The 12,386-nt window shown below is 50.5% G+C and carries 12 protein-coding genes; 2 read left to right on the top strand and 10 right to left on the bottom strand.

Annotated elements, in window-relative coordinates:
* Window positions 1–18: 18 nt before the first annotated feature.
* A complete protein-coding gene (gene rpoZ / locus C7A19_RS10685; RefSeq protein ID WP_046074663.1) occupies window positions 19–291 on the bottom strand; it encodes a DNA-directed RNA polymerase subunit omega in 273 nt (90 codons plus the stop codon).
* A gap of 114 nt (window positions 292–405) precedes the next feature.
* Window positions 406–1,029: a guanylate kinase gene (gene gmk / locus C7A19_RS10680; RefSeq protein WP_077456769.1), complete on the bottom strand. Its 624-nt coding sequence runs from the start codon at window positions 1,027–1,029 to the stop codon at window positions 406–408.
* A gap of 380 nt (window positions 1,030–1,409) precedes the next feature.
* Between gmk and C7A19_RS10675 the strand changes: the two genes are divergently transcribed.
* Window positions 1,410–2,327, top strand: a complete 918-nt coding sequence (locus tag C7A19_RS10675; RefSeq protein ID WP_116644869.1) for a phytanoyl-CoA dioxygenase family protein — start codon at window positions 1,410–1,412, stop codon at window positions 2,325–2,327.
* Between the two features lie 133 nt (window positions 2,328–2,460).
* Window positions 2,461–3,564, top strand: a complete 1,104-nt coding sequence (locus C7A19_RS10670; protein WP_077485920.1) for a glycerophosphodiester phosphodiesterase — start codon at window positions 2,461–2,463, stop codon at window positions 3,562–3,564.
* Window positions 3,565–3,774: 210 nt separating this feature from the next.
* On the opposite strand, the gene C7A19_RS10665 is transcribed toward C7A19_RS10670, so the two are convergent.
* The 8 genes from C7A19_RS10665 to C7A19_RS10630 form a co-directional block, all read right to left on the bottom strand.
* Window positions 3,775–5,085 (bottom strand): MATE family efflux transporter, encoded by a 1,311-nt coding sequence (locus C7A19_RS10665; protein ID WP_116644868.1) that lies wholly within the window; start codon window positions 5,083–5,085, stop codon window positions 3,775–3,777.
* Window positions 5,086–5,225: 140 nt separating this feature from the next.
* Window positions 5,226–7,319 (bottom strand): prolyl oligopeptidase family serine peptidase, encoded by a 2,094-nt coding sequence (locus C7A19_RS10660; RefSeq protein ID WP_116644867.1) that lies wholly within the window; start codon window positions 7,317–7,319, stop codon window positions 5,226–5,228.
* A 115-nt stretch (window positions 7,320–7,434) separates the two neighbouring features.
* Complete coding sequence (locus C7A19_RS10655) at window positions 7,435–8,649, bottom strand: tetratricopeptide repeat protein (protein WP_116644887.1); 1,215 nt, start codon at window positions 8,647–8,649, stop codon at window positions 7,435–7,437.
* 10 nt (window positions 8,650–8,659) lie between these two features.
* Window positions 8,660–9,289, bottom strand: coding sequence for an energy transducer TonB (locus tag C7A19_RS10650; RefSeq protein ID WP_116644866.1), 630 nt, complete (start codon window positions 9,287–9,289; stop codon window positions 8,660–8,662).
* Between the two features lie 3 nt (window positions 9,290–9,292).
* Window positions 9,293–9,700: a biopolymer transporter ExbD gene (locus tag C7A19_RS10645; RefSeq protein WP_069361944.1), complete on the bottom strand. Its 408-nt coding sequence runs from the start codon at window positions 9,698–9,700 to the stop codon at window positions 9,293–9,295.
* 19 nt (window positions 9,701–9,719) lie between these two features.
* Window positions 9,720–10,250: a MotA/TolQ/ExbB proton channel family protein gene (locus C7A19_RS10640; protein WP_069361943.1), complete on the bottom strand. Its 531-nt coding sequence runs from the start codon at window positions 10,248–10,250 to the stop codon at window positions 9,720–9,722.
* Between the two features lie 9 nt (window positions 10,251–10,259).
* Window positions 10,260–11,612 carry a MotA/TolQ/ExbB proton channel family protein gene (locus C7A19_RS10635; RefSeq protein WP_069361942.1) on the bottom strand — a complete coding sequence of 451 codons (1,353 nt, stop codon included), beginning with the start codon at window positions 11,610–11,612 and terminating at the stop codon, window positions 10,260–10,262.
* Between the two features lie 2 nt (window positions 11,613–11,614).
* Window positions 11,615–12,376 carry a DUF3450 domain-containing protein gene (locus C7A19_RS10630; RefSeq protein ID WP_077659122.1) on the bottom strand — a complete coding sequence of 254 codons (762 nt, stop codon included), beginning with the start codon at window positions 12,374–12,376 and terminating at the stop codon, window positions 11,615–11,617.
* Window positions 12,377–12,386 lie beyond the last annotated feature (10 nt).

Genomic DNA, 12,386 nt, shown 5'->3' with positions numbered 1-12,386 from the left:
CCCTGATAAATGCAGCGTTTAACGTTGACCAGAAATGGTGCTTACCGCGGCCATTTCAGCGGCTTCTTGCTCTTGCTTCTCCTGACGCTCTCGTGCGTCGAGGACTTCTTTGTTGATCAGTCCTTCTTCAACTTCACGCAAAGAGATCACTGTGTACTTGTCGTTTTCTTCTGCGACGAGGGCATCTTTGCCGCCGGTTTGCATTTGACGGGCGCGGCGAGCCGCAACCAGAACGAGATCGAAGCGGTTACCAATTTTTTCAACGGCGTCTTGAACAGTTACGCGTGCCATGAAGGACTCCAGCTATGTCATCAATAGGTCATTCAAAATGACCGAAAAGTATACAAAAGGCCGCGACCTATTGCCAGCGTTGGCTGGGGCAATGGCCACGTCTCAATGTGGTGGTTAGTCAGCCAACAGTTCGTCGATCATTGCATGATACTTGCTGGCTTGTTTGGCTTGTGCCATCCGCTCGGCACGGATGATGGCCTTAATATCCATCAATGCGACATCAAAGTCATCATTAATAATCAGGTAATCATAATCAGCATAGTGAGAGATCTCGGTGCGTGCTTCCTGCATGCGTTGCGCAATCACTTCCTCACTGTCTTGACCACGTGTCGTGAGGCGTCGTTCTAACTCTTCACGGCTGGGTGGCAAAATGAAAATACTCTTGCTGTTCGGCATTTGCTGACGAATTTGCTCAGCGCCTTGCCAATCGATATCGAGAAAAATATCGACACCATTATTAAGCATTTTTTCAATCCATACGCGCGAGGTGCCGTAATAATTGCCAAACACTTGCGCGTGCTCTAAGAACGCTTCCTGTGCAATCAGTGACTGAAATTCTTCCTCGGAGACAAAATGATAATGCACACCGTTTTCTTCACCCGGACGCATAGCGCGCGTCGTGTGAGACACAGACACTTTCATGTCATAGCGAGGGTTATCATTCAGCAGCGCTGAAATCAGACTAGATTTGCCCGCACCACTTGGGGCGGAAACAATGTAAAGCGTACCTTGGCTCATGGATTGATCACTTTCACTGGCTGATGCCCATCCGCAGTATAGCGTATACGTACAGGCGTCGATCGACGAATAGATAGTTGTTCCCCGTGGGAGGTGCGCAGGGTAGCACGAACTCATTAGGATTTGAACGGGAACGGTGTGAAAGCGATCCGCAGGATCCTTCGAGAGGCATGATGAGGTTGTGGTGTGACAAAGGTTCACTGTTCGATGCTGAGCTGATAGGGTAGGTCGTCGTTATCCAAGAAGATGCATAGCACGCGTTGGGGGTTGATTTTCAATCAGTCACCCACATTTGTGTTGTGCGCAATTCACGCCCTTTAGGGCCTTAAACAGCGAGAAGATATCACTAAAAAACGAACGACATGAAGGAGGTGTCAATAATGGAAGGTACACCCGATTTGTATCCCTCACGCGTCAATGGAAAAGAAACCCTCTCCCCACGTCTAGACCCTGTTGTGTACGGCGGTGCGCAGCCAGAGGTACCACATAGCTTAAGCCCGCACGAGCTGGATACGTTCGAGCGCCAAGGCTTTCTAGTTATGAAGGATTACATGCCGGAAATGGTGGCACCGCTTAAACGTGAAATCACCCGTTTACGCGATGATATGGCCGGCTATGAAGAGCTATATACCGAGCCAGACAGTGATGAGCTGCGTACTATTTTTAAACCTTTTGCCTACAGTGATTTGATTGATCGCTTCTCACGTGATCCGCGCATTCTCAATAAAGTTCGGCAAATTTTGGGCTCGGATGCATATTTGATGCAATCGCGCGTCAATATTAAGCCTGCGTTTAAAGGCAAGTCGTTTCCTTGGCATTCTGACTTCGAGACTTGGCACGTTGAGGATGGAATGCCACGGATGCGAGCCGTGACTGTATGGCTGATGTTAACCGATAACACCGAGCATAATGGGCCTTTGTATGTGATCCCCGGCTCGCACCATCACTATGCGTCTTGTGAAGGCAATACCGGCGAGAAGAACTATCAGCAGTCGCTGAAAAAACAAATGCTGGGCGTGCCCAAGCCAGAGACCATGGAGGCATTGTTAGAAGACAATGGCATTGCCTCGGTAACGGGACAAGCCGGTACCTTGGTGTTCCATGATTGTAACTTGATGCATGGCTCACCCGATAATATCGCCAACGACCCACGTTCGATTTTAATGTTTGTCTATAACAGTGTGGAGAATAAACCGGTGACGCCATTTAGTGGGTTGCCACCGCGCCCCCACTATTTATCCAATCCCGACCAACGCCCTCTGCAGGCGGTTGAGTCACTCTGGCCGCTGGCCTCTTAACCGTGCTAACGCCCACGTTGTTGTGGGCGTTTTTAGTTTTTTTCGCTTTGAATCAGGGTTTTGCTATGCTGTCTCGATAATTGAACAAGCGTTTAATTATCTCGCTAATTTCAACGACATTAAGGAGTTTCCGTTGAACACATCATCAAAAACGACCCTGAGCGTGACTGTTGCCGCCCTGAGTGTAGCCAGTGCCGTATCCTTCTCTTCTTTTGCTCAAGCCAGTGACAGTGCGCTTAGCGAACAACTTGGCATTGCTGATCATGCGGTGATTGCTCACCGTGGTGACTCTTACAATGCGCCAGAGTCGACCTTGCCGGCCTACCAACTTGCCTGTGAAGTGGGCGCCGATTATCTCGAGCTTGACCTGCAGCGCACAAAAGACGGCAAACTGATCGCGGTGCATGACGACAACCTTAAGCGCAACACCAATATTGAGACAGTCTATCCTGAGCGTGCCGGCGACCCGGTCAATACCTTTACTTGGGCAGAGCTAGAAAAGCTGGATGCGGGCAGCTGGTTTAATCAGTCATACCCAGAGCGTGCGCGTGAAAGCTTCCGCGGCTTGAAGCTAGTGACGCTGGATCAGGTACGTGAAATCGCGGAAGACTGTGCGCACCAGCCTGGGCTTTATATTGAAACCAAGGTGCCTGAATTCTTCCCAGGGATTGAGCAGGATTTGAAGCAAGACTTGACCGAGCATGGTTGGTTAGATGACGACGCCAAAGGCAAAGTGATCCTGCAGACTTTTAACAAATCGAGCCTTGAAACATTGCAAGATGTGATGCCGAATGTGCCAAAAATCTTGCTGCTATGGGCAGGTGATGGCTATATTCCCACCAAAGATAGCGCACCGAAAGCGGATGATGAGTCCTACGCCCAGTACTACGCGCGTCAAGAAGTGGCCTCGAAAGCGGACTACGCAGAGTGGTTGGATTATGCCAAGGAGCACGGTGCCATCGGTGTAGGCCCTTCAGGCACCCAAGCCAACTTTGATGATGCTTGGTCAAGCCAGTTTAGCTATATGGACCTAGCGAAGAAATGGATGGTGGACATGAGCCATGAAAAAGGCTTGCTGATGCACATGTATACCTTGGACGATCGCGAAGATTTGATCCGTTACCGTGAGCGCGGCGTGGATGGCTTCTTTACCAACCGTCCTAACGTGGCGGTCAAAGCCTTAACCGACAGCGACGGTAAAGACATTGAAGCGACCTTAACGCAACTGGGTTATTAACCCGGCGCGTTAACTGTATTTACCCTTTGAGCCCGCCTTTTATTAGCGGGCTTTTTTCGTTGGGGGCAAACGCTAGAGAGGGTTCGGTTCGGCTTATTTCGCTAAGCAGACCCTCCGCGCCATGGATGGCGCGGCGGAGCCTCCAGGGATGGATTGACGGCGTGTCTGTGTGCGACTGAGCCGATGCCCCAAGGTTAACTTTTTGGCTATCTACTCGCTCGCCATTAGTTTAGCCAGCGTACGTCGGTACATGGCATAAGCCACTGCGCCCGCAAGGAGGTTACCGATTAAGGCACCGGCAAACAGGCCAAACAGCTCGCCAATTTGTGCCCCCAGCCAGAGGCAGGGCAGGAAAAACGCAAATAGGCGAAGCGCAGAAATGGTCAGCGCGGTGTATGAGCGGCCCAATGCATTGGTAATCGACACCATCAACATACACACCCCTAGCGCGCCCAGGCTAAACGGCACTAGCGTAAGGTGAGTGTGCAAGATATCGGTGACTTGTTGATCGCTGGTCATCAAATCGGCGAGGGGAGCGGCAGCAAGCCAGGTCACTACGGCAATCAGCAATTGAAAGCCGAGAATAAACTGACAGGCTAACTTGACCAAATGGCGCACTTCGGTCAGATCGCCTTTACCCAGCAAACGACCCACCATGGGGGGCATCGACATAGTCAGCGCCAGCACCGAGACAATGGCAAAGAATTCAAAGCGTGAACCCAATGCCCAGGCGGCCACTGCCGCTGAGCCAAAGCTGGCGAGCAGCTTGGTGGCCAGCATGGATGACACAGGCGGCAGCAGCTGGCTTATCATCGCTGGCCCCATAATATGCCCAATCGAACCCACACTTTGTTTAATGTTTAAGTCCTGCCAGTCAAACGAAACCCAACCTTTACTAAACACGCGGGGCGCGACAATGGCAATGCCAGTGCCAAAAGCAATCAGAGTAGCCACCGCCGCGCCATTGATGCCCCAATCGAGCCAAAAAATAAAGATAGGATCGAGGATAAGGTTTAATAAGCTGGTAACCACCATCATGGAGCCGGGCAACATGGTGTTGCCATTAGCGCGAGCCAAGCTATAGAAGAAGTAAAGCACCGCCCCTGTCCAGGCACTGACGAGCCAAATTTGCCAATAACTATCGATCACCGGAAATACCTTGTCTGGCGCATCGAGCAACATCAAGATCGGGTGGCGTAAGGCATAGAGCAAGCCGGCAAACAATGCCACGCCTGTGGTGCCAATAAATAAAATCAGCCCGCCTAGCTGTTGGGCATAGTGACACTGATCGGCCCCGATCGCGCGCGAGATCACCGCCGTGGTCGCAATCCCGAGTCCGACTTGAATGCCGATAATGATCATCTGAATCGGCAAAGTGAAGCCTTGCGCCGCGAGGGGGAGCACGCCCAACTGACCAATGAAGGCACTATCGACAAGTTGAAAACTCATCAGCGACAGCACACCAAACAGCATGGGGAGGGTGGTCGAGAACAAGCGCTTTGCGCGAGAAGCAGACTCCATCAGGCACTCTTTGCGTTAATAAAGGGAAAAAAGCCGAGCATTGGCATGCTCGGCATAGTCGCACCAATTGTAGAGGATTGCTGAAAATTACCAACCCCTAATGAATGGGTGATTCATGGTTGACGGACGCCATCTAAGACTTACTCCATACCGAGCTGGTCGGCGAGATACGTATAGGTCCGCGCGAGCATCTTAGCACGGGTGGTATTGTTGGATGCGCCTGCATGCCCGCCTTCCATATTTTCAAAATAGAGCACGTCATGCCCCATCTCCTGCATTTTCGCGACCATTTTGCGCGCATGGCCAGGGTGCACGCGGTCATCGCGGGTTGATGTGGTAAAAAATATGCGCGGGTAAGCCGTTTCAGCTTCAATATTATGATACGGTGAATAAGTGCGAATGTATTCCCAGTCATCATTGTTGTCTGGGTTTCCATACTCTGCCATCCAGCTGGCACCGGCCAGCAACTGGTTAAAGCGACGCATGTCCAATAGGGGCACTTGGCACACGACCGCGTTGTAAAGATCGGGCCGTCGCATCGCGGTTGCGCCGACCAAAAGTCCTCCGTTGCTCCCGCCTTGAATGCCAAGATGGGCTGGTGAGGTGATTTTGGACGCGATCAATGCTTCTGCCACTGCTTCAAAATCTTCATAGGCTTTGTGGCGTTGATCTTTAAGTGCCGCTTGATGCCAAGCGGGCCCATATTCACCGCCCCCGCGTATATTGGCGAGGACATAAACGCCCCCTTTCTCGAGCCAATTTTTCCCCGTTACCGCGCTGTAGTGCGGTGTCAAGCTGACCTCGAATCCACCATAACCATATAACAATGTCGGGTGGGACTGATCCAGGTCGAGTGACTTTTTCGCCACGATAAAATAAGGAATGGCGGTGCCATCTTTTGATTTTGCAAACTGCTGTGTCACCTGAAGATCGTCCGCATTAAACTTGGCTTTAGTCGATTTAATCACGCGGGGATCTTGGTGACCTGGGGTCACTTGATAAATCGAGGGTGGGATCAGAAAGCTGGCTACGTCGACAAAAAAGTCATGGTGCTCAGGCGTCGCATTAAAGACCGAAAGCGTTGCATTATCTTCTATTGCCACCGTCTGAGTGTGCCACTGGCCAGTATCCTGTGGACGGAATAGCTGTATTTGCGACGTAACATCATTGAGCCAGCTGACCACAAGGTACTCGGCCGTGACGTCTAGCGCTTCAATATTGGCAGACGCCGTTGGTTTGACAAGTAATTGATAAGCCGGGGTCGGCTTGGCAAGCTCTGTCATTGAGGCATAGACAACACTGCCTTGCGGGAAGGTGCGTTCTCCTTGGCGATAGTCAGATTTTAGCTGGAAAAACAATTGCCCCTCAAAATAATCCATGACTTCACTATCTGCGGGTAATGCCAACGGCACCAGATCGTCTGCGTTTAGCCAAAAGAGCTTTTGCGAATAAAAGGTCATACCCTCTGCAATTAACGTCACTCGGCTGTGGCTATCACGTAACGTCATGGCGCTGACGGAGACCGAGTCGGTAGCGCCTTGGTATAAGGTTGTCGCTTCCGATAAAGGTGTGCCCCGTTGCCATTGTTTGATGGTGCGTGGGTAGCCCGAGTCCGTTAAGCTATCGGGCCCAAAATCAGTGGCTACGAGCAAATGATCGCGATCCAGCCAGGTGGTCCCGCTTTTGGCCTCGGGTAGTGTAAAGCCATCATGGACAAATGCCTTGTCGAGCATATCGAATTCACGTTTCACCGTCGCATCGGCGCCACCGAGTGAGAGGGCGACCATACAGCGCTGGTAGTCAGGCGCGTAGCAATCGACTCCTTTTAACACCCAATCTTTTTGCTCTTGCTGTGCCAGGGCATCGATATCAATGACGGTTTCCCACTCAGGCGCTTTTTGTGCATAACTTTGCGCCGATGTGCGTCGATAAATGCCCTTAACATGGGTATTATCTTGCCAAAAATTATAGTAGAAGGAGCCCCGTCGTGTCGGGTAGGCAAGCCGATCTTGTGCGTTAAGCACGGCCAAACTGTCTTCATAAAAGGCATCATACTGCGATTTTTTTTCCAGATAAGCGTCTGTTTTGCTGTTGTGCTTTTTAACCCATTCGAGCGCCTCTTTGCCCTCAACGTCCTCAAGCCACAGGAAAGGATCCGCTTGCTCAGCGCCGTGTGCGGTTGCAACTGTCATGGCCAGTGCAGCCGCTGACAGGCATTTGGTTTTGTTTGTCATCGTGATTCTCCCGACATCATTGTCAGTGGGTGTGTCAATACATAGAAAAAAACCGAGCAAAAAATGCTCGGCGTCGAAAAAGGTTCAACGTAAGCCGAAACGGCAGTGGTGGGATTTAACTATTACTCAAAAAAGCGATCCATGGCGACGCCATCGGTTTGAGTGACTCAGACTGCGCCGCCTGCTTCATCGCTTTCAGCGCCGCTTGGTTATTCTCAAGCTCAAAATACGCCATGCCTTTTAAGTACTCGAGCTCTGCGCGTACATCGCCAGCGATATCTTGATTGTCGTCCGCAAAGGGAATAACGGCTTGATACTGTTGGTCTTGTACCATCAGTCGCGCAATCTTTAGTTTGGTTTTTGGGTCATTATCGATGCGATAAGCCGCACGATACGCGTCGATCGCTTCCGGTAACTCTTTGGCTTGATGCCAATACTGCGCGAGTTTCTTTAAGTGATCATGGGTACGCTCGACAATGCCAGCGTCTAACGCTTGTGCCAGGGTTGTCGCTGCACGATAAGGAATCGATTGATACGCTAAAAAGTCTGTTAGCCTCAACACTTCCTTTTCTTTATCGAGTAACCCCAAGCTATAGGCTGACTCCAAAGCGGCCAGAGCTGCCGCTTCATTGTTTCTTTCCATTTCAATACCGGACAGTTGTTTCCAATATTGCTTTTTCGTCGGATTGATGGTGGTCAGCGTCGTTAACACTTGTGCCGTGTTCGCCAAATCGTTGGTTTGATAATAGGCCGACATCAGCATCATATACCAAGATTCACTCGGCGTATCACTGAGCGCAATGGCCTGCTTTATCTCGGGAATCGCTTGCTTAAACTGCTCTTGCTGTATGTACGCGCTTGCCAAGGTCATATAACTCATGGCGTCGGGTTTTTCCTCACCCTCAGCGAGTTGTATCTCGAACCACTGACGCATGAGTGAGACCGTTTTACCAAAGTCTTCTTGCACCATATACAACTGCGCTAAGCTATACCGCACTTGCTGCGCGACCGCGACGGGCAAGGCGCCAACTTCTAACGCTTTGGCGAAATAGGTAACCGCTTTGGCATAGTTATCTTCCATGGAATGGATATAGCCGAGTTGTTGTAAAAGTACTGCCTGATCATAATTTTTGTTACCGCGACGCTCGAGTGCCGATGCCAGCTCTTGCTTAGCCTCTTGATATGTCTCGTTAGCAATGTACTTTTGTACTTTGTTCACGGTACGGTAGGTACGATCGGACAGCTCAGGCGTATCCGCACCATAACTAGCACTTGATAAGCTGGCGACAAATAAGGCCAGTGCCAACATCCGTGTCAGTTTTTTTTCCATGATGGCCATCCTAGTTAATTGAAAACTCTATTTCTTGAGAGAGCCGAGCTTTAACGGGGGCGCCGTCTACAACTTTAGGTTTAAAGCGCCATTGCTTGACGGTTTTTTGCGCCGCCCGGCGAAGTCCCATGCGGCGCGGATCTTCTTTGAGTACCGCCACGTCTTCGACGCCGCCTTGCTCATTCACAGTAAACTCAAGCAATACTGTGCCTTTTTCTAGCCCAGCGCGTGCCGCTTTACGTGGCATTTGCGGTAAGAAGGTGGCAAGCGGTGTCGGCCCTTGGTTGCCGCTCACTCCGCCGCCGCCTTGGCTGTAATGCCCCAGTACCGATCCGCCACTGACATTCACGGGTAAATCCAGGTCAGGCATATCTAAATCTACCTGGTCCATTTGCGGCTTCACCGTTGATGTCACTTTCATTTCCGGTGGTGGTGGTGGCTTTTTCGGCGGTTTCGGCTTAGGAAGCTCACGCTTTTTCTCTTTAACCGTTTCTTCGGGTTTGATCCGTACAAATTCGATGATTCGCTGATCGTCATCAGAAGCTAGCTCATGGCGTTCTTTGTTGACAATTTTATCCATGCCCCAAAAAAGCCCCAGCGAGACGAACAGCGCGATCACTATTGACGCCAAATAACGCATACGCTAGTCCTTGCTTTTCGCTGCAATCGAGATGCTATCGACGCCGGCCATCTTAATTTGATCCATCACATCGACAACCACACCCGCACTGGCCTCTTGATCGGCTTGGATAACAACCGCGCCCTCTGGGCTCTCCGCTCGTAAACGCTCAATATTGGCGCGTACGGCATCAACATCGACGCGGCGTTTGTCCACCCATACATCGCCAGCAGGACCAACCGCAACCATGATGTTGCCTTTACTGACTGTTTGTGCAGTATTGGCACTGGGTCGGTTGACGTCTATCCCCGCCTCTTTCACAAATGAGGTGGTGACGATAAAAAAGATCAGCATGATAAAAACGATATCCAACATGGGAGTCATGTCGATTGCCGCTTCTTCATTGCCTTCATTGCTATAACGTCGTTTCATATCGCTACCTTAAATCCTTTTACGAGGTAACATGCTTAAGCTTATCTTCAAGCTTGCGCGTGGATAATTTGGCGAGGTGATCCAGCCGGGTACTAAAAAACAGCCCTGATAAAGAGGCAACCATGCCCGCAAGTGTCGGGATAGTGGCTTTGGAAATCCCTGAAGCCATTGCTCGTGGGCTGCCTGTGCCTACCACGGCTAACGTATCAAAGACGTGAATCATCCCTACCACGGTGCCAAGTAAGCCCAATAAAGGACACATGGCGATCAGTACTTTGACAATAGGCAGTCCGCGCTTGTTTTCAATATCACGTTGTGAAACTAGCTCCTCACGGATCCGCTTAGACGCCCAGCTTTTATGGTCCTTGCGTTGTTGCCACTGTGTGACGACCGACTTGGCCGCGCGTGGTGCCACAAAAATAAAGTAAAACCAACGCTCCAATAATGCACACCATAGAAAGACACTCAGGATAAATATGGCGACGAGGACATCGCCGCCCATACCGAGAAAGTGTCGAATCGACTCTAGTTCAGAGAGTATCCATTGCATGACATCTCCTTAGCTTTCAGCGGTGTGAAGCTTTTCCTGGTAACGCGCAATAAAGCCAGCGCTTTGCTCTTCAAGCGTTTGAACCAGTCGACGACCTTTGCTGTGGACAAAGGTGTAGAGGAACAACAAAGGAATCGCAACGACAAGGCCAAGCATGGTAGTCACCAAGGCTTCGGAAATGCCGCCAGCCATCAGTTTAGGATCGCCCGTACCAAATAGGGTGATCGCCTGGAAGGTCCCAATCATCCCCATTACTGTACCGAGTAGGCCGAGTAGCGGTGCCACCGATGCAAATAACTTAATCGATCCGATAAAGCGCTCAATTTTCGGTGCATTACGCATGATGATCTCGTCTAGTTTGGCTTCTAGATCTTCGAGGCTGGCACCTTGGTGCTCTTTATAAGCCGTGATCACTTCACCCAGCGGGTTACTACCAATCGCCTCTTCACTTTTCTTCTGCTTGCGTATTTTGTTACCGATAACCGATAGACGCAGATAGCAGAATAGGGCAATGAGCAGGCCAACGGCACCCATGGCGAGAATGATATAACCGACAATCCCGCCTTGGTCGATACGCTCTTGAACGTTTGGACTTTGCACCAGTAATGACAGAATCACCCCGCGTGATGGGTCGATATGTAAGGGCGCATAGTCACTAGAGGCTGACTCAAAGGCGGCAACATTAGAGAGAATCGAATCGACGGGTTGACGCGCTAATTCTTCAAACTTGCCGGTTTCTGGCTCATAAGTCAGGTATTTACCATTGGCAATGGCATTAAACTCACCAATCAGAGTGACATCATCTTGGGCTTCGCTGCCTTCGCCGTACACCACAGTGGCCGGTACGGTCGAGGTGTCACCTGAGACGATCATTTGCTCCATAATGATCTGCCAAAACTGCTCGAGCTCGGTAATCGACGGCAGCTCTTTACTTTCAGCGAGTTTGGTTAGCAGTGCTTCCCGCTCAGGAAATTGCACCGCATTTTGAGAGGCGCTGAACAAGCCGTTAAATTCGCCGGAGAACTGGCGAACGACGCCAAACATCTCACCTAGCGATCCTGAGCGTTGGCGCAGGGTCTCACTAAGCTCAGTGAGGGTTTTATCATTACTATCAAAGGTCGCTTTGAGATCTTCACCTCGCTGCGATTCGAAGGCGAGCTCCTCTTTAGCTTTGGCCAATAGCGCCGCTTGGTTTTCTTTATCGGCTAAAAACGCGGCTTCACGTTCGCGGTTTTGTTGCGATTCGGTAACGCGCTCGCTTTTAATTTGGTTGAGTAGCTCATCCAAGGTATTGGCTTGCACGTGGCTTAGCGATAATGTGACCGCGGCAATCCCTGCAAATAGATACTTGATTCCTTTCATGGTTACTTCTCCCCTGTAAAGACAGGCAACTCGATCAATGCGGGTGGCGCTTGTTTTTTCGCAATCCGCAGCCCTTGCGTAATTGCATCACTGTAGCCTTCGGGTAAGGCTTCCCATTGATTGGTTTGCTTATTCCACATGCCGGTTTCGGCGCCATCGGGCGATTGGAAGAAAAGTGCCGTTCGACCTATGCGAAGAAAATCATAGGTTTTAGTGTCACCATTACGTGCCATACTGGCTTTGTAGGCCTCAATGTTACGTGAGAAGCCTTCTTCAATTTGGTAAGCCTCGAGCACGCGACGGAACTTCTCTGATGTGGTGACATCCGCGCGATCCATCATCTCGCGGAGGCTGGCAATCCGTTTTTCCCGTTCGTCTAATTGGAAAGGTAAATCGAGCTGCACAAACTGATCGAGTGAATCAATCATCTTGAGTGTCAGCGGCACGATTTCCATCGCGGTTTGATCAATTTGTTCAATTTGCTTTTCCAGTGATGCGAGCTCTTTATTTTGCGAGTTCACCATTCGTTCAAGCTGGTTGTTATACACACGCATGCTATCGAGCTGACGCAGTACGGCTTTGTACTCGGCCAGCATGCTGTCGGTTTGTTCGCTGTATTGATCAATTTTTTGTTGCGATGCTTGCCCTGCGTTATTTTTACTTTCTACCGCTGACACCACGTCATCGGTAGAGGTAGCCATCGCAAACGAGCTCGTCAGCAACAGAGAACTGACAATGGCGTTACTTAATCCCTTACGTACCATATCCGTTACC

This window comes from Salinivibrio sp. HTSP, assembly GCF_003390965.1.
In the GTDB taxonomy this organism is placed as follows: Bacteria; Pseudomonadota; Gammaproteobacteria; order Enterobacterales; family Vibrionaceae; genus Salinivibrio; species Salinivibrio kushneri.
Note: the sequence above shows the minus strand (reverse complement) of the source record. Positions and strands in the feature narration are given on the sequence as shown.